We start from the raw sequence: 21,093 nt of genomic DNA, 5'->3' as shown, positions 1-21,093 counted from the left end.
CTCTATTGTCGTGTTATCGCTCTGCCGTCGGACGATTTGCCCAGCTCTTCTTACAGGCTCTCTTCTTACAGAGAAGTCGCAGAGCGGCGATATGTCCTACAGGGTAGACAGCGCTGGGCCAAGGAGGAAAGCGTTTTGCAGGTCGATATCGCCCGTTTCGAGCGATTTCGCCCTGCGCGGTCAATGCCGCTGCGGAAAATCCGCCCCTCAGGCGGAGCCGACCTTGCGCGTACCGATTTCGTAGAGCTGCTCGAACTGCAGTGACGGCATCGGTTTGGCGAACAGGTAGCCCTGCCCTTCGGTACAGCGTTCGACACGCAGGCGGTCACGCTGGGCAGAGGTCTCGATGCCCTCGGCAATGGTCTCCAGGTCGAAACTGCGGGCCATGTCGAGGATCGCGCGAATCACCGACAGGTCCTGCTGGGTCTCCAGCATGCCGATGACGAACGTGCGGTCGATCTTGATGCGCGAGAGCGGGTAGGTCTTGAGCAGGCTGAGCGAGGCGTAGCCGGTACCGAAGTCGTCGAAGGCGATGCCGACGCCGTAGGAGCGCAGGCTCTGTAAGGTGCTGAGCACCGTGTCGTCGTGGTTGAGCACGATGTTCTCGGTGATCTCCAGCTCCAGCGCCTCCGCCGGCAAGCCGTGCCGCTCCAGCGCCTCGAGGACCTGGGTGACCAGGTTGCCCATGCGGAACTGCGCGCCGAACAGGTTCACGCCCATGCGCAGGTCCGGCGCGCCATTGCGCCGCCAATAGGCCGCCTGGGCGCAGGCTTCATCGAGAATCCAGGCGCCGACGATGGCCGCCAGCGGCCCGCCCTCCAGCGAGGGCAGGAACGCGGCCGGCGACAGCAGGCCGCGTTGCGGGTGCTGCCAGCGGATCAGCGCCTCGGCGCCACGCAGGGAGCCATCGCGCAGGCTGATCTGGGGTTGGTAGAACAGCAGGAACTCGCCGTTGGCCACGGCGCGGTGCAACTCCATGCCGTAGAGATGCCGCGCCGCCGCTTCCATCTTCAGCGCCGGGACGAACACGAACGCATGGCTGCGCCCGCTGCTCTTGGCCTTGAACAGCGCAAGATCCGCGTCGCCCACCAGCTCCAGGGCCTCCTGGGCGTGCAGCGGAGCCAGCGCCACGCCGCAGCTGGCGGCGACCCGCACTTCGTGGGCGTCGATGATGATCGGCTCGGCAATGCTGGCGATCACCGCCTGAGCGAAACGCATGGCGTGCTCGGGTGAGAGCAGGTTCGGCTCGAGGATGGCGAACTCGTCGCCGCCGATGCGCGCCACGGTGGCGCCGGCGGTGGCCAGCCGGTCCAGGCGCTGCGCGACCTGGCGCAGGATGCCGTCGCCCACGGCGTGGCCAAGCGAATCATTGACGTCCTTGAAGCCGTCCAGGTCGATCATCAGCACCGCCGCCGGGCGCGACTGCACCAGGATGTCCTCGGTGCGCCGGTAGAACTGGCCGCGGTTGGCCAGCCCGGTGAGCACGTCGACACTGGCCAGTTGGCGCAGCGCTTCCTCTTCCTGGTGCTGGGCGGTGAGGTCCTTGAGCACGGCTTCGAACTTGAGCTTGCCCCGCTCCGACCAACTGAACAGCGTCAGGCCCAGGGACAGCTCGGAGCCGTCCTTGCGCAGGCCGGCGATCTCCCCCGGCACCGCCATGCCGTCCAGGGACGTGGCATCGCTGGCGCCGTTGATCAGGGCGCGAAACGCCGCGCGCTGGGACTCGGGCAGCAGCAGCTCGAAGGCCTGGCCGCTGCCTTCGGCCAGGTCATAGCCGAACAGGTTGGCCGCCGCTTCGTTCCAGGCGGCGATCTCGCCCCAGCAGTCGAACCACACCACTGGCGTCGGCGAAGTGCCGGCGTACTCCTCGAACAGGGGCCGGGTGCGCGACGAGGCCACTTCGATGCGGCGCAACTCGAGCCGGTCCGACGCCATGCGCGCCAGTTCGACCAGGCGTTCACGGTCCTGGGGGGAAAAGTCCTCGTGGGGCTGGCTGTCGATCACGCACAGCGCCCCCAGGGGCTGCCCCTGCACCGACAACAGCGGCACGCCGGCGTAGAAGCGCACGCCATTGGGCGCCGTCACCAGGGGGTTGTCGTGGAAACGCTCGTCGCGGCTGGCGTCTCCCACCACCATCACGCCATCCTGGGCGATGGCATGGGCGCAGAAGGACACATCGCGGCCCATGTCCACCTCGCCAATGCCGGTGGCGGCGGCGAAGAAAACATGGTCGCTACCGATCATGTTCACTGCCGCGACCGGCATGCCGAACATGCGTATGGCAATCTGCACCACCGGGTCCAGGCTGGGCAGCAGGCTCTCGTCATCGAAACCGTATTCGGAGAGCGCACTCAGGCGTTCGCTCTCGTTCGGCAACGTCACGGGACAGCGCATGGGGGGAAACCTCCCTTTTTCCTCAATTTCTCCCTTTACCGATGCGCTCAAGGATAGTTCCACTTTTCATACAGTGATGTATGTCGCCCCCGCCAGGAGCCGGACGGTCATTTGCAGCATTCCACGGTGTAGCGCTTCTGCCCGTCTACCTCGCGTATCTGCAGGCCGTGGACGTCGGAATCGAAGCCGGGGAAGGTGCGCTCGAAACTCTGCGCAAACGCCAGATAATCGAGGATGGAACGGGTGGATTCGGTAAACCGCTCGCCCGGCATGATCAGCGGAATGCCCGGCGGATAGGGCACCAGCATCACCGCGGCGATGCGTCCCTCCAGTTGATCGATGGGCACTGCCTCCACTTCGCCGCGCACCAGTTGGGCGTAGGCATCCGCCGGGCGCATGGCGATTTCCGGGAGCACCGTGTACATGCGTTTCATCGCCTTGGCGGTGGCGTGGTCGCGGTAGCAGCGGTGCAGCTCGTCGCAGAGGTCGCGCAGGCCCATGCCGGCATAGCGTGCGCCGCCGGCCTGGGCGACGCTGGGCAGCGCATCGGCCAGCGGCTGGTTGGCATCGTAGCTGCGCTTGAATTCCAGCAGTTCGGTGACCAGGGTGCTCCACTTGCCCTTGGTCACGCCCATGGAGAACAGCACGAGGAAGGAATACAGGCCGGTTTTCTCCACCACCAGCCCGCGCTCCCAGAGGAAGCGGCTGACCACCGCCGCGGGAATGCCCCGCGAGTCGAGGCGCCCGCCGGCGGTCAGGCCCGGGGTGGCCAGGGTGACCTTGATCGGGTCGAGCAGCACGTAGTCTTCCACGGCGTCGCCGAAGCCGTGCCAGTCGGCATTGGGTTCCAGCACCCAGTCGCGGGTCTTGACCTCGTCGGTCCCCTCCACGCCCGGCGGTTGCCAGACGCAGAACCACCAGTCGTCCTCGGCAAGGTTCTGCCGCACGTTGGCCAGGGCGCGACGGAAGCTCAGGGCTTCGTCGAAGGTTTCCTGGATCAGCGAACGCCCCGCCGGGCCTTCCATCATCGCCGAGGCCACGTCCAGCGAGGCGATGATGCCGTACTGCGGCGAGGTGGAGATGTGCATCATGAAGGCTTCGTTGAAGCGCGCCTGCTCGAAGCGCCGCGCGCCGGCGTCCTGCACGTGGATCATCGACGCCTGGCTGAAGGCGGCGAGCATCTTGTGCGTGGAGTGGGTGGTGAACACCAGCGGGCCGCTGTCGTCGCGGCTGGTGCCCATGCCGTAGCGCCCCTGGTAGAACTCGTGGAATGCCGCGTAGGCGTACCAGGCCTCGTCGAAATGCAGCACCTCGACGCTGTCACCCAGGGCCTGCTTGATCATCTGCGCGTTGTAGCAGAGCCCGTCGTAGGTGGAGTTGGTCACCACCGCCAGCCTCACCTTGGGCTCGCGCCCGCGCGCCAGCGGGCTGGCCGCGATCTTCGCAGCGATGGATTCGCGGCTGAACTCCGCCAGCGGGATCGGCCCGATGATGCCCAGCTCATTGCGCTCGGGCGTCAGGTACAGCGGGATGGCGCCGGTCATGATGATCGCATGGAGGATCGACTTGTGGCAGTTGCGGTCCACCAGTACCAGGTCGTCGCGGCAGACCATGGAATGCCAGACGATCTTGTTCGCCGTGGACGTGCCATTGATCACGAAGAAGGTGTGGTCCGCGCCGAAATTGCGCGCGGCGCGGGCTTCGGCCTCGGCCAGCGGGCCGGTGTGATCGAGCAGCGAGCCCAGCTCGGGCACCGAGACGGAGAGGTCCGAGCGCAGGGTGTTTTCCCCGAAGAACTGGTGGAACGCCTGCCCCACCGGGCTCTTGCGATAGGCCACGCCGCCGCCATGGCCGGGCGTGTGCCAGGAGTAGTTGGATTGCGCGGTGTGTTCCACCAGTGCGCGGAAAAACGGCGGCAGCAGCCCCTCCAGGTACTTGCGTGCGGCACGGCTGACCTGCCGGGCGAGGAAGGGCACAGTGTCTTCGAACAGGTAGAGGATGCCGCGCAGCTGGTGCAGGTCGGCCATGGACTCGGCCGGGGCATTCTCGATGGTCATCTGCTCGCCCAGGGCGAAGATCGGCAATTGCGGCGCGCGCACCCGCGCCATGCGGATCAGCTCGACCACGTCCTGCAGCAGCCGCTGATTCTCCCCTGCCCCCTCCGCGGCGACCAGGATGCAGGCCAGGCCGTGGTGGGTCGAGGCGACGATACGTCCCTCGGCGGAGCTGGCGGTGGACAGGATGCTGAACCCATCCTGCTCCAGCTCCCGCGCGATATCCCTCACCCGATCGCCGGCCACGGTATCGGCCTTGATGTCGCGATGAACGATGAGGATGGGGAATTTCAAGTCTTTGTACATTGTGAGCCCCTGAATGGACGTACGACTGGCGTCGATTCCTCTCAGAGTATGGACTCACGGAATGTAGGGGAATGTGCCCGGCTGACCGCTGTAATAAAACGTCGCGTGGGTGACAGGCGAAGCCCGGCAAACCCGAGCGTCTCGCTAGGGCTCTGGCTCTGGCTCTGGCTCTGGCTCTGGCTCTGGCTCTGGCTTTAAAAGACTTCCAGAGAAACGCCAGCGCACTCCAGACCGCCCCGTTCAGAAGGCCGAGTGAAAGCGGAGTTTCAGGGGTTGAGCGGCATGGATGCCGCGAGAGCCGCGATGGGCCAGGGATGGCCCGTCGCGGCGGGCCCCTGAAACTTCGCTGGAGCGAGGGAATTTTTCGCCTAGGCGAAAAACCGGATGTCCGGGGCAAGACCTTTGCCTACTTTGGGGCGTTTGCCAAAGTAGGTCGCCCGAGGGGGCGAAACACAGAGCCTGGGCGCACATCGAAGCGGCGCGGAAACACCCAGGTCAACGCAGCGAAACAGGATCAGCATCCGAGCAGAGGACGGCGCCGGCCCTGCCGGCGGTTCGCGGGCATGGCCCGCTCCTACAATGGTGCGCCGGGCTGCGGCATTTCGTGATGGGATCGAGCCGCGGGGATTTCGCGGACAAGGTCCGCTCCTACGAAAGAATCGAGGATCAGCCGGCGGCACCGGAGCTGGGCGGTTCGCGAGCGAGCTCGCTCCTACGAAAAACAAAAGACCCCTGTTCAGGGGCCTTCTTCATGCAGCACGAAGGATCATTCCTTCGGCGCCTCCATCTGCGCCCACAACGACGGGCCGCCAGCGGACTTCTCGATCACCGCCAGGCGCGCGATGTGCGCCTCGATCTCTTCATCAGTAGCCCGGATCACCCGAGTCAGCGCCCGCTCGGCCGCCAGGCGACGAATCGCCGTCGCCGTGGCGCGCCCACTGCCATCGCCCTCGGTGCCATTGCCGGCCAGCGAGAGGCTGGTCTGGCCACCGGTCATCGCCAGGTAGACGTCGGCGAGAATCTCGGCGTCGAGCAGTGCGCCGTGCAGGTCACGGCCGGAGTTGTCGACGCCATAGCGCTTGCACAGGGCGTCGAGGTTGTTGCGCTGGCCCGGATGGCGTTCGCGGGCCATCAGCAGGGTATCGAGGATCGAGCAGTAGTCGCTGACTTCCGCGCGCTCGGTCTGGCCGATCAGGGCGAATTCGTTGTTGATGAAGCCAACGTCGAACGCCGCGTTGTGGATGATCAGCTGCGCGCCGTTGATGAACTCGAAGAAGTCGTTGGCCACCTCGCGAAAGCGCGGCATGTCCTTGACGTATTCGTTGGTGATGCCGTGCACCGCGATCGCGCCTTCGTCGATCTCGCGATCGGGTTGCAGGTAGACGTGGAAGTGCCGGCCGGTGAGACGGCGGCCTTCGAGCTCGACGCAACCGATCTCGATGATCCGGTGGCCGTCGGTGACCGGCATACCGGTCGTTTCAGTATCGAGTACGACGCTGCGCATTCTGTGTGAAACCTTCTTGCGGTTGATCAGCCCGGGCTACGCCGGGCTGCTTTGATTCCCAAGGCCGGCCGCTCAGCGCGGCAGTTCGCTCACGCCACGGTTGGCGAGCATGTCGGCGCGTTCGTTGCCGGGGTGGCCGGTGTGGCCGCGCACCCAGCGCCATTCGACATTATGCCGGTTCACCTGCTCGTCCAGCGCCTGCCACAGGTCGGCGTTCTTCACCGGCTGCTTGGCGGCGGTCTTCCAGCCGCGCTTCTTCCAGTTGACCATCCACTCGGTGATGCCCTGCATGACGTACTGCGAGTCGGTGACGATGCGCACGTCGCAACGCCGCTTGAGCGCGGCCAGGGCCATGATGGCGGCCATCAGTTCCATGCGGTTGTTGGTGGTTTCGGCCTCGCCGCCCCACAGTTCACGCTCCGCGCCCTTGTAGAACAGCACGGCGCCCCAGCCACCCGGCCCGGGGTTGCCCTTGCAGGCGCCGTCGGTGTAGATCTCGACTTTCTCTTCGCTCATTTGGCTCGCTTTCAGGACTCGGAATCGCGACGACTGACCTTGGCCACCGGCAGCGGCACCAATTGGCCGCGCGGCTCGCGACGGGGCTGACGCAGGGGCCGCAGACCGACCACCAGCTTACGTGCCACCAATAGATAGAAGCCGGCGCCGGAGCCCTGCAGGACCGGTCCCCAGGTCTCCATGCGGGCCAGACGGCCCTGCCATTTCGCCGATGCAAGCGGCGGACGATAACACCCGAAGCGGCGTTTCTCCAGCGCGAAGCCCAGCAGGTTGAGCCAGTCGCAGACCCGGTTAGGCGAGATGCAGCGGGCGCGGCGCAAGGCATCGCGGGCGAAGTAATGGCGAATGCCCCAGGCGCTCCAGGGGTTCACCCCGACCACCAGCAGGTGGCCACCCGGGCGCACGCTGCGCGCGGCTTCGCGCAGCAGGCGGTGCGGGGACAGGCAGAAATCCAGGCCATGGTGCAGCAGCACCACGTCGGCGGCATGCTCGCCCAGCGGCCACGCGGCCTCGTCACAGGCAATCTCCACGCCCGGCAGCGGCGGGCCCAGGCGCACGCCGCGCTGGATGTTACCGACGCTGGCCGGCAACTGGGCATGGGGCCCGTAGTGCACCAGGTAACCGCCGAAATAGCGCTCCAGCTCATCGATCAGCAATTGCTGCTCTTCGGCGAGCATCATTCCGCCGATCGGCCCGGACAGCCAGTGCCGGGCCTGGTCGATCAGCTCCAGCCAATCGGCGTCGGCCTGGGCGAAAGGTTCTTCGATCATCACTACCCCCTGTGGGACAGCGCGACACAAATGTGCGTATCCGCACTACTATGCGCCAATGCCCACCACTTGGCGACTTTCCACCCATGATACAGATAGACGCTCTGCCCGCCTTTTCCGACAACTACCTCTGGCTGTTGCAGGATGTGACCCGCCGCGAATGCGCGGTGGTCGACCCGGGTGATGCGGCGCCGGTCGAGCAATGGCTGCAGGCCCATCCCGGCTGGACGCTGACCGACATCATCATCACCCACCACCATGCCGACCACGTCGGCGGCGTCGCCCGCCTCAAGGCGGAAACCGGTGCCCGCGTGCTGGGCCCGGCCGGGGAGAAGATCCCGCAGCGCGACGTGGCGCTGGAAGACGGCGACCGCGTCACCGTGCTCGGCCTGGCGTTCGAGGTCATCCACGTGCCGGGCCACACCCTGGGGCACATCGCCTACTTCCATGCCGATGCAGAGCATCCCCTGCTGTTCTGTGGCGACACACTGTTCGCCGCCGGCTGCGGCCGCCTGTTCGAAGGCACGCCGGCGCAGATGCATGCCTCGCTGAGCCGCCTGGCCGCCCTGCCCGACCGCACCGCGGTGTACTGCGCCCACGAGTACACCCTGAGCAACCTGCGCTTCGCCTGCGCGGTGGAACCGGAGAACCCGCAGGTGCGGGCACGCTTCGAGGAAGTCACGCGCTGGCGCGAACAGGGCAGGATCAGCCTTCCTTCTTCCATTGCCCTAGAAAGGGCGACGAATCCGTTCCTTCGCGTATCGGAAACATCCGTTAAGAAAATGGCCGACGAGCGGAACGGCCAGCAAATCCGCACGCCGGAGGAGGTCTTTGCGACCATTCGCCGCTGGAAGGACCAGTTTTGAGACCTGGCGAAATCTTGACCAGCGCCGGCGCGATTTCTAGAATCCCCGAAATTTTTGCCCCGGACCAAGTCATCAGCCAATGCCGCCAAAGACTAGCAAGACCTCCGATCTAGACGCATTGGCACGTGCCATCCGAGTCTCTATTGTACTGCTCGCCGCGGGCCTGGCCGGCTGCCAGTCGACCGGCCAGGTGTCCAGCAAGCCCAGCCCCGTGCGCATCGCGCCACGTGCCGTGGACATGCAGTTCAACCCCGCCTGGAACCAAGCCCAGAACGATATCTGGGGACGCATGCGCGGCGGCTTCCAACTGCAGGACCAGCTCAACACCAACCCGCGCATCGAGCGCCAGCGCCTGTGGTTCATGAGCAACCAGTCGTTCCTGGAAAACGCCAGCGAACGCGGCGCGCCGTACATGCATTACATCGTCGAGCGCCTGGAAGAGCGCGACATGCCGCTGGAACTGGCACTGTTGCCGATGATCGAGAGCTCGTACAACCCGATGGCCGTGTCGCGTGCCCAGGCCGTGGGCCTGTGGCAGTTCATCCCGAGCACCGGGACGCACTTCAACCTGCGCCAGACCAACTTCTATGACGGTCGCCGCGATATCACCGCGTCGACCAACGCCGCGCTGACCTACCTGGGTCGCCTGCACGACATGTTCAACGGCGACTGGCTGCTCGCCCTGGCCGCCTACAACGCCGGTGAAGGCACCGTCAGCCGCGCGATCGAGCGCAACGAGCGCCTCGGTCTGCCCACCGACTACTGGAACCTGCCGCTGCCGCAGGAAACCCAGGACTACGTGCCCAAGCTGCTGGCCCTGTCGCAGCTGGTGAACGCCCCGACCATCTACGGCATCAACCTCAGCCCGATCGCCAACCAGCCCTACTTCACCTCGATCCGCGTCAAGCCGGGCCTGGACCTGTCCCAGGTCGCCGCCGCCGCGGACCTCGACCAGGACGAGCTGCAGCAGCTCAACCCCGCCTTCAAGCGCGGCGTGACCCTGGACGGCCCGCATCACCTGCTGGTGCCGCTGGCCAAGGCCGATTCGCTCAAGGCCGGCGTGGCCAACCTGGAGCCGGTGCAGCTCAAGCCCCTGGTGACCACCGTCGCCAGCTCCGGCAGTCACTACCGCGTGCGCAAGGGCGACAGCCTGCACAGCATCGCGCAGCGCTACCGCCTCAGCGTGGCCGAGCTCAAGGCGGCCAACCGCCTGAGCGCCAACCGTCTGCGCAACGGCCAGACCCTGGTCATCCCCGGCCAGCCGGGCCGCCCCACCATCGAGCCGGAGAGCCCGCGCCAACTGGCCCAGGTGGAAAGCTCGAAGACCATCGCCAGCGCCCGCGTCGCCACGCGCAGCTACACCGTGAAGAACGGCGACACCCTGTGGAACATCGCCAAGAAGAACGGCGTCGACGTTGCCGATCTCAAGCGCTGGAACGGCCTGGACAGCCACGGCGTCAAGCCCGGCCAGACCCTCAAGCTGCAGAGCGCCGCCGCCACCCAACTGGCCGCCGCCAGCAGCAAAGGCAAGGCGAAGCAGGAAACCGCGACCTATTACAAGGTCAAGCAAGGCGACTCGATTTCCATGATCGCCAAGCGCTTCAACGTCGAGACGCAGCACATCCAGCGCTGGAACCCGCGTACCGGCAAGGCGCTGAAGCCCGGCCAGACACTGACGCTGTACCTGGGCACCGCCAGCCGCTGAGTGTCACCTTGCGCCGGGGCGCACAGCCCCGGCCGCCTCTCTTCTGGCAGCCAGGACAAGCTGCTACTGTACGACGCTAACCCCTTCAGCCAGCCAGGATCGGATCCTACGCCTGATGCGTCGCTTGTCTCTGCTCTTCCTGGGACTCTTCCTAGGCCTCCCCGCCTCCGCCCAGATTACCGAGAGCCACGGCTACGCGCAGTTCGGCGACCTCAAGTACCCGGCCAATTTCGATCACTTCGCCTGGGTCAACCCCGATGCGCCCAAGGGCGGCGTGCTGCGGCTGATGGGCCTGGGCTCCTTCGATACACTCAACCCCTACACCTTCAAGGGCAGCCCGCCGGTGAGCACTGCGGACTTCCTGCAGTACGGCGTCAGCGAGCTGAACGAGCCGCTGATGGTCGGGACGGGCCTGTACGATCCTTCCGGCGACGAGCCCGCCTCCAGCTATGGCCTCATCGCGCGCAGCGTGGAGTATGCCGAGGACCGCAGCTGGGTGGTGTTCAACCTGCGCCCGGAAGCCCGCTTCCACGATGGCAAGCCGATCACCGCCTATGACGTGGCGTTCTCCTACCGCACGCTGCTCAAGCACGGGCACCCGATGTACCGCACCAACCTGCAGGAAGTGCAGCGGGTCGACATTCTTTCGGCCCAAAGCATCCGGTTCGTCTTCAAGCGGCACGACAACCCGCTGCTGATCCTGCGCCTGGGGGAAATGCCGGTGCTGCCGCAGCACTACTGGAAAGGCCGCGACTTCCAGGCCACCACCTTCGAGCCACCGCTGGGCAGCGGCCCGTACCGCATCAGCGAGGTGGTGCCGGGGCGACGCCTGGTGTTCGAGCGGGTCAAGGACTGGTGGGGCAAGGACCTGCCGGTGAACCGCGGCAAATACAACTTCGACCGCGTCGAGGTGGACTTCTACCGCGATGCCGGCATCGCCTTCGAAGCCTTCAAGGCCGGCGAGTTCGACATCTACATCGAGCACCAGGCGAAGAACTGGCGCAGCAACTATCGCTTCCCGGCGGTGCGCCGCGGCGACGTGGTGAAGGCGGAAATACCCCACCAGATTCCGACGCAGACCCAGGCGCTGTTCATGAATACGCGCCGCGCCACCTTCGCCGATCGCCGCCTGCGCGAGGCGCTGGGCATGATGTTCGACTTCGAATGGACCAACCGCGCGCTGTTCAATGACGCCTACGTGCGCGCCAGCAGCTACTACCCCAACAGCACCTTTGCCGCCAGCGGCGTGCCCCAGGGCCAGGAATGGCTGCTGCTCTCGCCCTACCGCCAGCAATTGCCCGAAGCGCTGTTCAAGCGCCCGTTCACCGTACCGGTGACCAAGGGCGCCGGCATCCCGCGGGAAACCCTGCGCCACGCGCTGGGTCTATTGGCCGAGGCTGGCTGGACGCTCTCCGGCGACCGCCTGCTGGACGCCAACGGCAAGCAGCTGCGCTTCGAGATGCTGCTGGTCAACCCCAGCCTGGAACGCATCCTCCAGCCCTATCGCGAGAATCTCGCCAGCATCGGTATCGATGCGAGCTTGCGCACCGTGGACCGCGCCCAGTACAAACAGCGTCTGGACCAGTTCGACTACGACATGATTCTGATGACCCTGCCCCAGACATTGAGCCCCGGCCTCGAACAATGGCAGTACTTCCATTCCAGCCAGGTGGCGGTGAAGGGCAGCAAGAACTATGCGGGCATCGCCAACCCCGTGGTGGATGCGATGCTCGAAAAACTCCTCGGCGCCACCGACCGCGACCAGCAGGAAGCCGCGGCCCGCGCCCTGGACCGGGTGCTGCTGTGGCAGCACTACAGTATTCCCAACTGGTACCTGAACAAGCACCGACTGGCGTACCGCAACCGCTTCGCCTTCGTCACCACGCCGCCCTATACCCTGGGCCTGCGCGCCTGGTGGCAAAAAGACCAGGAGAACACTCTATGAAAAGCCCCCGCCGCGCCGCGCTCTGCGCCGGCCTGTTGCTGGGACTGCTGGGCAGTGCGCAGGCCGCGCCGCAGCACGCCATCACCCTGTATGACGAAGCGCCCAAGTACCCGGCGAACTTCAAGCACTTCGATTTCGTCAATCCGGATGCGCCCAAGGGCGGCACGCTGCGCCTCTCCGACTTCGGCGGTTTCGACAGCCTCAACCCCTTCATCGCCAAGGGCAACTCCGCGCCGCAGATCAACCTGATCTACGACACCCTGACCTTCCACTCCCTCGACGAACCCTTCACCGAATACGGCCTGCTCGCCGAGAAGATCGAGAAGGACCCGGAGCACCGGTTCGTCCGCTACTACCTGCGCCCCGAGGCGAAGTTCCAGGACGGCACGCCGGTCACCGCCGAGGACGTGGTGTTCACCTTCGAGACGTTGATGAAAGACGGCGACCCGATGTACCGCAACTACTACGCGGACGTCGACAAGGTGGTGGCCGAGGACAAGCTGCGCGTGCGCTTCGACTTCAAGCACGGCGACAACCGCGAGCTGCCGCTGATCCTCGGGCAGCTGTCGATCCTGCCCAAGCACTGGTGGGCCAACCGCGACTTCAACAAGACCAACATGGAGCCGCCGCTGGGCAGCGGCCCCTACCGCGTCGCCAAGGTCGAGGCCGGCCGCTCGATCCGCTACGAGAGGGTCAAGGACTGGTGGGGCGAGAAGCTGCCGGTGAACCGCGGCTTCAACAACTTCGATGCCGTGGTGGTGGAGTCCTACCGCGACCTCACCGTCGCCCTGGAAGCCTTCAAGGCCGGGCAGTTCGACTTCAACGACGAGCGCATCGCGAAGAACTGGGCGACCGCCTACGACTCGCCCGCCGTGCGCGACGGCCGCATCGTCCGCGAGGAGCCGGTCAACGGCAACCCGTGGGGCATGCAGGCCTACGCCTTCAACATCCGCCGCCCGGTGTTCCAGGACCCGCGCGTGCGCGAAGCGATCACCAACCTGTTCGACTTCGAATGGACCAACAAGCAGCTGTTCTTCGGCTCCTACCTGCGCGATGGCAGCTATTTCGAGAACTCCGAGATGGCTGCCAAGCAGCTGCCGGACGCCGAAGAACTGAAGATCCTCGAGCCCCTGCGCGACAAACTGCCGCCGCAGGTCTTCACCCAGGTCTACGTGCCGCCCACCAGCGACGGCAGCGGCATCATCCGCGAGCAGAAGCGCAAGGCCTACCAGTTGCTGCTGGAGGCGGGCTACAAGATCGAGAACGACAAGATGGTCGGCCCCGACGGCAAACAGCTGAGCTTCGAATTCATGCTCGCCCAGGCGGATTTCGAGCGCGTGCTGCTGCCCTTCAAGCGCAACCTCGCCGAACTGGGCATCGACATGCAGCTGCGCCGCGTCGACGTCTCGCAGTACATCAACCGCCTGCGCTCGCGGGACTACGACATGATCGTCAGCAGTTGGCCGCAGTCCAGCTCGCCGGGCAACGAGCAGCGTGAGTTCTGGCACTCCAGCAGCGCCGACAAACCTGGCAGCCGCAATTTCATCGGCCTGCGCGACCCGGGCATCGACGCCCTGGTGGAAGGCCTGATCAACGCCGGCTCCCGCGAAAGCCTGGTGCGCCATGCCCGCGCCCTCGATCGCGCCCTGCTCTGGGGCCACTACGTGGTGCCCAACTGGTACCTGGGCAACTGGCGCATCGCCTACTGGAACCGCATTGCCCACCCGGAAAAACTGCCACCCTACAGCTACGCGCTGCAGACCTGGTGGCAGGCCCGCGACAAAGCCGTGCCGACCAGGACCGACGCCAAGGCCACCAACGAAACACCGGCTGACGGCGCACTCGCCCAAGGGGCCAACTGATGCTGGCCTACATCCTGCGGCGCCTGCTGCTGATCATCCCCACCCTGTTCGGCATCCTGCTGATCAACTTCATCATCATCCAGGCTGCCCCCGGCGGCCCGGTGGAGCAGATGATCGCCAAACTGGAAGGCTTCGACGCCGCCAGCGGCGGCGCCACCGGGCGCATTTCCGGCGGCGGCGGTGAAGTGGCCGCTGCCGGCACGCACTACCGCGGCGCCCAGGGCCTGGACCCGGAACTGGTGAAGGAAATCGAGCGCATGTACGGCTTCGACAAGCCGGCGCCCGAGCGCTTCTGGATCATGCTCAAGAACTACGTGCACCTGGACTTCGGCCAGAGCTTCTTCCGCGATGCCAAGGTCACCGACCTGATCGTCGAGAAGCTGCCCGTCTCCATCTCGCTGGGGCTGTGGAGCACGCTGATCATGTACCTGGTGTCGATTCCGCTGGGCATCGCCAAGGCGGTACGCCACGGCAGCCACTTCGACGTCTGGACCAGCTCGGCGATCATCGTCGGCTACGCCATCCCCGCCTTCCTCTTTGCCATCCTGCTGGTGGTGCTGTTCGCCGGCGGCAGCTACTGGGACTGGTTCCCGCTACGCGGGCTGACCTCCAACAACTTCGACGAGCTGACCTGGGGTGGCAAGGTCCGCGACTACTTCTGGCACCTCGCGCTACCGATCACCGCGCTGGTGATCGGCAACTTCGCCACCATCACCCTGCTGACCAAGAACAGTTTCCTCGACGAGATCGGCAAGCAGTACGTGGTCACCGCCCGCGCCAAGGGCCTGACCGAGCGCCGCGTGCTCTATGGCCACGTGTTCCGCAACGCCATGCTGCTGATCATCGCCGGCCTCCCGTCGGCCCTGCTGGGCATCTTCTTCACCGGCTCGCTGCTGATCGAGGTGATCTTCTCCCTCGACGGCCTTGGCCTGCTCAGCTTCGAGGCGGCGCTGAACCGCGACTACCCGGTGGTGTTCGGCACGCTGTTCATCTTCACCCTGTTCGGCCTGATCATGAAGCTGGTCAGCGACGTCCTCTACACGCTGGTCGATCCGCGCATCGACTTCGAGAACCGGGAGTAATCCGATGCGCCTGTCTCCCATCAATCAGCGCCGCTGGGCGCGCTTCAAGGCCAACAAACGCGGCTGGTGGTCGCTCTGGCTGTTCCTTGCACTGTTCATCCTCAGCCTGGGCGCCGAGCTGATCGCCAACGACAAGCCACTGGCCATCCACTATGACGGCCAGTGGTACTTCCCGGTGCTCAAGCGCTACCCGGAAACCGCCTTCGGCGGCGAGTTCCCCATGGAGGCGAACTACAAGAGCCCGTACATGCGCGAGCAGATCGCCCAGAAGGACGGCTGGATCCTCTGGCCGCCGATCGCTTACAGCTACGACACCATCAACTACGACCTGCGCGTGCCGGCCCCCTCGGCCCCGACCGCGGAGAACTGGCTGGGCACCGACGACCAGGCGCGCGACGTCATGGCACGGGTGATCTACGGCTTCCGCGTGTCGGTGCTGTTCGCCCTGATCCTCACCGTGCTCAGCTCCCTCATCGGTGTCATCGTCGGCGCCCTGCAGGGCTTCTACGGCGGCTGGGTCGACCTGCTCGGCCAGCGCTTCCTGGAAATCTGGTCGGGCCTGCCGGTGCTCTACCTGCTGATCATCCTCGCCAGCTTCGTCCAGCCGAGCTTCTGGTGGCTGCTGGGGATCATGCTGCTGTTCTCCTGGATGAGCCTGGTGGACGTGGTGCGCGCCGAATTCCTCCGCGGCCGAAACCTGGAATACGTGCGCGCCGCGCGCGCCCTGGGCATGCGCAACGGCGCGATCATGTTCCGCCACATCCTCCCCAACGCGATGATTTCCACGCTGACCTTCATGCCCTTCATCCTCACCGGCGCGATCGGCACCCTGACCTCCCTGGACTTCCTCGGCTTCGGCCTGCCCGCCGGCGCGCCCTCGCTGGGCGAACTGGTCGCCCAGGGCAAGTCCAACCTGCAGGCGCCCTGGCTGGGCATCACCGCCTTCGTGGTGCTGGCCGTGATGCTGAGCCTGCTCGTGTTCATCGGCGAAGCCGCCCGTGACGCCTTCGACCCGAGGAAGTGACATGAGCCAGAACGAGAACCTCATCGAAGTCCGCGACCTGTCCGTCGATTTCCTCTGCGGCAACGAGCAGGTGCGCGCGGTGGAACACATCAGCTTCGACATCCGCAAGGGCGAGACCCTGGCCCTGGTGGGCGAAAGCGGCTCGGGCAAGTCGGTCACCGCGCACTCCATCCTGCGCCTGCTGCCCTACCCCACTGCCAGCCATCCCTCCGGCAGCATCCAGTACGCCGGCAAGGATCTGCTCAAGCTGCCCGAGCGCAAGCTGCGCGGCATTCGCGGCAACCGCATCGCCATGGTGTTCCAGGAACCCATGACCTCGCTGAACCCGCTGCACACCATCGAGAAGCAGATCGGCGAAGTACTCGCCCTGCACAAGGGCATGAGCGGCAACCAGGCCCGCGCCCGCACGCTGGAGCTGCTCGACCTGGTCGGCATCCCCAACCCCGCCTCGCGCCTCAAGGCCTACCCGCACGAGCTTTCCGGCGGCCAGCGGCAGCGGGTGATGATTGCCATGGCCCTGGCCTGCGAACCGGAATTGCTGATCGCCGACGAACCGACCACCGCGCTGGACGTCACCGTGCAGTTGAAGATCCTCGACCTGCTGCGCGACCTGCAGCAGCGCCTGGGCATGGCGATGCTGCTGATCACCCATGATCTCAACCTGGTGCGTCGCATCGCCCATCGCGTCTGCGTGATGAAGCGCGGTTGCATCGTCGAGCAGGCCGATTGCGAGACCCTCTTCGAGGCCCCGCAGCACCCCTACACGCGCGAACTGCTCGGCGCCGAGCCCAGCGGTACCCCCGCGCAGAACACGCCCGGTGCGCCCCTGCTGGAGGTCGACGACCTGCGCGTGTGGTTCCCGATCAAGAAAGGCGTGTTCCGCAAGACCGTCGACCACGTCAAGGCGGTGGACGGCATCGATTTCAGCCTGCCGCGTGGCCAGACCCTGGGCATCGTCGGCGAAAGCGGTTCGGGCAAGTCGACCCTGGGCCTGGCCATCCTGCGCCTGATCAACAGCCAGGGCGGCATCCGCTTCGAGGGCCAGGCCATCGAGGGCATGAACCAGGCGCAAGTCAGGCCTCTGCGGCGTGAAATGCAGGTGGTCTTCCAGGATCCGTTCGGCAGCCTCAGCCCGCGCATGTCGGTGGGCCAGATCGTCGGCGAGGGCCTGGAAATCCATGGCATGGGTACGGCCGAGGAACGCGAGCAGGCAATCATCGAGGCGCTCAAGGAAGTCGGGCTCGACCCCGACACCCGTCACCGTTACCCCCATGAGTTTTCCGGCGGCCAGCGGCAGCGCATCGCCATCGCCCGTGCCCTGGTATTGAAGCCGGCGCTGATCCTGCTGGACGAGCCGACCTCGGCGCTCGACCGCACCGTACAGCGCCAGGTCGTCGAATTGCTGCGCGGCCTGCAGGCCAAGTACAACCTGACGTACCTGTTCATCAGCCATGACCTGGCGGTGGTCAAGGCCCTCAGCCACCAGTTGATGGTGATCCGCCACGGCAAGGTGGTCGAACAGGGGCTGGCCGAGGACGTCTTCGCCGCGCCGCAGCATGCCTACACGCAACAGTTGCTGGAAGCGGCGTTCCTGGCTCCGACGAATGCCTGAACCTGCAGCAGCCTGATCAAGGGAGTGACCATGGGATTTCTCGCCGGTAAACGCGTCCTCATCGTCGGGGTCGCCAGCAAGTTGTCCATCGCCTCCGGCATTGCCGCGGCGATGCACCGGGAAGGCGCCGAGCTCGCCTTCACCTACCAGAACGACAAGCTCAAGGGCCGTGTCGAGGAATTCGCGACCAGTTGGGGCTCCCGCGCCGAGTTGTGCTTCCCCTGCGATGTGGCCAGCGATGCGGACATCGAAGCCGTGTTCGCCGCGCTGGCGAAGCAGTGGGATGGCCTCGACTGCATCGTCCACTCGGTGGGCTTCGCGCCGGGCGACCAACTCGACGGCGACTTCACCGAGGTCACCACCCGCGATGGCTTCCGCATTGCCCACGATATCAGCGCCTACAGCTTTATCGCCCTGGCCAAGGCCGGGCGCGAGCTGATGCGCGGCCGTCATGGCAGCCTGCTGACGCTTTCCTACCTGGGCGCCGAACGCACGCTGCCCAACTACAACGTCATGGGCATGACCAAGGCCAGCCTCGAAGCCGGCGTGCGCTACCTGGCCGGCAGCCTCGGCCCGGAAGGCACCCGGGTCAATGCCATTTCCGCCGGCCCGATCCGCACCCTGGCGGCGTCCGGCATCAAGAGCTTCCGCAAGATGCTCGCCGCCAGCGAACGCCAGACACCGCTGCGGCGCAACGTGACCATCGAGGAGGTCGGCAACGCCGGCGCCTTCCTCTGCTCGGACCTGGCCAGCGGCATCAGCGGTGAAATCCTCTATGTCGACGGCGGTTTCAACACCACCGCGATGGGCCCGCTGGACGACGACTGAAACCGCCCATGGCGATGGTGTAGGAGCGAGCTTGCTCGCGAACCCACCCGCGGCACTTATGGGGATCGATTCGCGAGCAAGCTCGCTCCTACAGCTCCATAAAAAGAAAAAAGGCCGCTGATGCGGCCTTTTCTTTTGCCTGAAAGAACAAGGGCCGCTTGCGCGGCCCCTGTCGATTACTTCTTGGCGTCGTCGAATTTCTCGATCTTCGCCTGGTCCTGCAGGTAGCGACGGAACGCAGCGAAGTCGTCCGCGCCACTGCGCGACGCGAGGAAGCGCTGGTACATCGCTTTCTCCTGCTCGGTGGGCTTGCCTTCCGGCTCACTCACACCGCGGAGCTTGATCACCACGAAGTCACCGTTCTGCAGCGCGACCCCACCCAGGCTGGGCTTGTCGGCGCCTTGCGGGCGCGCCATGCGGAACACGCTCTGCAGCACAACCGGGTCGACACCTTCCTGACCACGGGCGGCGGCTTCCACGACTTTCCAGTCCTGGCCTTCCTGAGCCTGGGTCAGCGGGATCTTGCCGTCGCGCAGGCCAGCCAGCAGCGCTTCACCGCGCGCCTTGGCATCGGTGGCGGCGTGCTCGATCTGCAGGCGCTTGAGGATGTCGGCACGGACCTGCTCCAGGGTTTCCTGCGCAGGCTTGTGGTGCTCCTTCACGCGCAGCACGACCACGGTGTCCGGGTCCAGCTCGATGGCGCCGCTGTTGGCGCCCTCTTCCAGCACTTCCGGGCTGAAAGCGGCCTGGATGACCTGGCGGTTGGCCGTTACGCCGTCGCCGCCTTCCTTGCCGAACGGCTTGCTGGTCTGGACCTTCAGGCCCATGTCCTGCGCCGGCTGGGCCAGGTCGGACGCCTCGTAGGCGGAGCTTTCCAGCTGCTTGGTCGCATCGACGAAGCGCTGCTCGACCAGTTGGGTCTTGGCTTCGTGCTCCAGCTTGGCCTTCAGGCTGTCGAAGGTCGGAACCTGTGGCGCTTCCACGCCCAGCAGCTTGATCAGGTGCCAGCCGTAGGAGGTCTTCACCGGTGCGGAGACGTCGCCCTTCTTCAGCGCATACAGCGCTTCTTCGAAGGCCGGGTCATACACGCCACGACCGGCGTAGCCCAGGTCGCCCCCGTTGGCGGCGGAGCCGGTGTCGTTGGACAGCTCCTTGGCCAGCTTGGCGAAGTCTTCGCCCTTGTCCAGGCGTGCCTTGATCTCGTCGATCTTGGCCTTGGCCTGCTGGTCGTTCTGCTTGTCGTTCACCTCGATCAGGATGTGCGCGGCGTCGCGCTGCTCGGCCAGGCCGGCGATTTCCTTCTGATAGAGGGCATCGAGGTCCTCCTGCTTCACTTCGACCTGGTCGAAGAAGCCGGACTTCTTCAGCTCGATATAATCGATGGTGACCTGCTCGGGCGTCATGAACTCGGCGCTGTGGGCGTCGTAGTACGCCTTGATCTCGCTGTCCTCGACCTTGCTCTTGGCCGGGTCGGCCTTGAGGGTCAGGGTGGCGAAGTCACGGGTCTGCTTCTCCAGGCGAGCGAAGGCATTGAGCTCGTCGTCAGTGACGAAGCCGGTACCGGCGATGCCGGCGCGCAGCTGACCGATCAGCATTTCCTCACCGAACATGCGGCGGAACTGCATGCGGTCATAGCCCATCTGGCGGATGACCTGGTCAAAGCGCTCGGCACTGAACTTGCCATCCACCTGGAATTCAGGGGTCGACAGGATCAGTTGGTCCAGCGCCTGCTGGGAAAAGGCGAATTTGTCATTCTGGGCGGCCTGCAGGACCAGCTTGCGCTCGATGAGCGACTTCAGCGCGGAGTCCTTGAGCAGCTTGTCGTCGAGCATCGACGAGTCGAAGTCCTTGCCCAGACGCTGCATCAGCTGGCGGCGCTGCATGTCCGCAGCCTGCTGCAGTTCCGGCAGACCGATGTCTTCACCGTTGACCTGAGCAGCGACGTTCTCGTGGTGGGTTGCGCGAATGATCTGATCGAACCCGGTCAAAGCCATGAGGACAACGATCACGCCCAGGATGGTCTTGGTGATCCAGCCTTGGGAATTGTCCCTGATGTTTTGCAGCATGCGGCCCCCGACGCGGCCACGGCCCACCGTCAATGGCGGCGCGGCGTGGAAAAAAAAGCGGATATAAGAAAGGCGCATCCGAGGATGCGCCTTCTCGTAACTGGTGGAGCTTGCGGGCTTTGAGCCCGTGACCCCTGATGATTCCAACCGACCTACGCCAGCCGGGTCACCGCTCCGTGACCGGCCCAACCGAGGTTGAACCGGCCCAGGTCAAGTCCAAAAAGACGCTTAGTTGACAGCGTCCTTGAGGGCTTTACCGGCCTTGAAGCCCGGGATCTTAGCAGCAGCGATTTTGATCGGCTTGCCGGTTTGCGGGTTGCGACCGGTGCGAGCAGCACGCTCTTTGACAGCGAAGGTGCCGAAGCCGACCAGTACGACGGAGTCACCAGCCTTCAGGGCGCCAGTTACGGACTCGATCACCGCGTCCAGAGCGCGACCGGCAACAGCTTTCGGGATATCAGCAGATGCGGCGATAGCATCGATCAGTTCCGACTTGTTCACTCTAAGTCCCCTTATTTCTGTTGAGTATGTTTCTATGTGTTAGGTGTAAGCAAAAGCA

The 21,093-nt window shown here is 65.3% G+C and carries 15 protein-coding genes; 8 read left to right on the top strand and 7 right to left on the bottom strand.

Annotated elements, in window-relative coordinates; all coding sequences use genetic code 11:
• Positions 1-207 precede the first annotated feature (207 nt).
• The 5 genes from N0B71_RS18810 to N0B71_RS18790 form a co-directional block, all read right to left on the bottom strand.
• Positions 208-2,394 (bottom strand): putative bifunctional diguanylate cyclase/phosphodiesterase, encoded by a 2,187-nt coding sequence (locus N0B71_RS18810; RefSeq protein WP_259754211.1) that lies wholly within the window; start codon positions 2,392-2,394, stop codon positions 208-210.
• A gap of 107 nt (positions 2,395-2,501) precedes the next feature.
• On the bottom strand, positions 2,502-4,754 hold the full coding sequence (locus tag N0B71_RS18805) for an arginine/lysine/ornithine decarboxylase (RefSeq protein WP_259754210.1): 2,253 nt from the start codon (positions 4,752-4,754) through the stop codon (positions 2,502-2,504).
• 766 nt (positions 4,755-5,520) lie between these two features.
• The gene (gene dnaQ / locus N0B71_RS18800) at positions 5,521-6,258 is read right to left on the bottom strand and encodes a DNA polymerase III subunit epsilon (RefSeq protein WP_259754209.1); all 738 of its coding nucleotides are present in this window, start codon (positions 6,256-6,258) and stop codon (positions 5,521-5,523) included.
• A 72-nt stretch (positions 6,259-6,330) separates the two neighbouring features.
• A complete protein-coding gene (gene rnhA, locus N0B71_RS18795) occupies positions 6,331-6,774 on the bottom strand; it encodes a ribonuclease HI (protein WP_259754208.1) in 444 nt (147 codons plus the stop codon).
• Positions 6,775-6,785: 11 nt separating this feature from the next.
• The gene (locus N0B71_RS18790) at positions 6,786-7,541 is read right to left on the bottom strand and encodes a class I SAM-dependent methyltransferase (protein ID WP_026079125.1); all 756 of its coding nucleotides are present in this window, start codon (positions 7,539-7,541) and stop codon (positions 6,786-6,788) included.
• Positions 7,542-7,630: 89 nt separating this feature from the next.
• Between N0B71_RS18790 and gloB the strand changes: the two genes are divergently transcribed.
• The 8 genes from gloB to fabI all read left to right on the top strand — a co-directional run bounded on the left by gloB (position 7,631) and on the right by fabI (position 18,468).
• The gene (gene gloB, locus N0B71_RS18785) at positions 7,631-8,410 is read left to right on the top strand and encodes a hydroxyacylglutathione hydrolase (RefSeq protein ID WP_259754207.1); all 780 of its coding nucleotides are present in this window, start codon (positions 7,631-7,633) and stop codon (positions 8,408-8,410) included.
• Positions 8,411-8,489: 79 nt separating this feature from the next.
• Complete coding sequence (locus tag N0B71_RS18780) at positions 8,490-10,115, top strand: lytic transglycosylase (RefSeq protein ID WP_259754206.1); 1,626 nt, start codon at positions 8,490-8,492, stop codon at positions 10,113-10,115.
• 115 nt (positions 10,116-10,230) lie between these two features.
• A complete protein-coding gene (locus N0B71_RS18775) occupies positions 10,231-12,060 on the top strand; it encodes an extracellular solute-binding protein (RefSeq protein WP_259754205.1) in 1,830 nt (609 codons plus the stop codon).
• Positions 12,057-13,922, top strand: a complete 1,866-nt coding sequence (locus N0B71_RS18770) for an extracellular solute-binding protein (protein ID WP_259754204.1) — start codon at positions 12,057-12,059, stop codon at positions 13,920-13,922. Before N0B71_RS18775 ends, N0B71_RS18770 begins: the two co-directional genes overlap by 4 nt.
• Entirely contained in the window at positions 13,922-15,004 is a 1,083-nt protein-coding gene (locus N0B71_RS18765) for a microcin C ABC transporter permease YejB (RefSeq protein ID WP_259754203.1), read from the top strand. Before N0B71_RS18770 ends, N0B71_RS18765 begins: the two co-directional genes overlap by 1 nt.
• Before the next feature lie 4 nt (positions 15,005-15,008).
• Positions 15,009-16,028, top strand: a complete 1,020-nt coding sequence (locus N0B71_RS18760) for an ABC transporter permease (protein WP_259754202.1) — start codon at positions 15,009-15,011, stop codon at positions 16,026-16,028.
• A 1-nt stretch (position 16,029) separates the two neighbouring features.
• Entirely contained in the window at positions 16,030-17,640 is a 1,611-nt protein-coding gene (locus tag N0B71_RS18755; protein WP_259754201.1) for an ABC transporter ATP-binding protein, read from the top strand.
• 30 nt (positions 17,641-17,670) lie between these two features.
• The gene (gene fabI, locus N0B71_RS18750; protein WP_259754200.1) at positions 17,671-18,468 is read left to right on the top strand and encodes an enoyl-ACP reductase FabI; all 798 of its coding nucleotides are present in this window, start codon (positions 17,671-17,673) and stop codon (positions 18,466-18,468) included.
• Positions 18,469-18,644: 176 nt separating this feature from the next.
• Here fabI and N0B71_RS18745 read toward each other — a convergent pair whose 3' ends face one another.
• Positions 18,645-20,534 (bottom strand): SurA N-terminal domain-containing protein, encoded by a 1,890-nt coding sequence (locus N0B71_RS18745; protein WP_259754199.1) that lies wholly within the window; start codon positions 20,532-20,534, stop codon positions 18,645-18,647.
• A gap of 228 nt (positions 20,535-20,762) precedes the next feature.
• Positions 20,763-21,035, bottom strand: a complete 273-nt coding sequence (gene hupB, locus N0B71_RS18740; protein WP_003087931.1) for a nucleoid-associated protein HU-beta — start codon at positions 21,033-21,035, stop codon at positions 20,763-20,765.
• Positions 21,036-21,093: the final 58 nt, after the last annotated feature.

The organism is Pseudomonas sp. GCEP-101 (assembly GCF_025133575.1).
Lineage (GTDB): Bacteria > Pseudomonadota > Gammaproteobacteria > Pseudomonadales > Pseudomonadaceae > Pseudomonas > Pseudomonas nitroreducens_B.
Note: the sequence above shows the minus strand (reverse complement) of the source record. Positions and strands in the feature narration are given on the sequence as shown.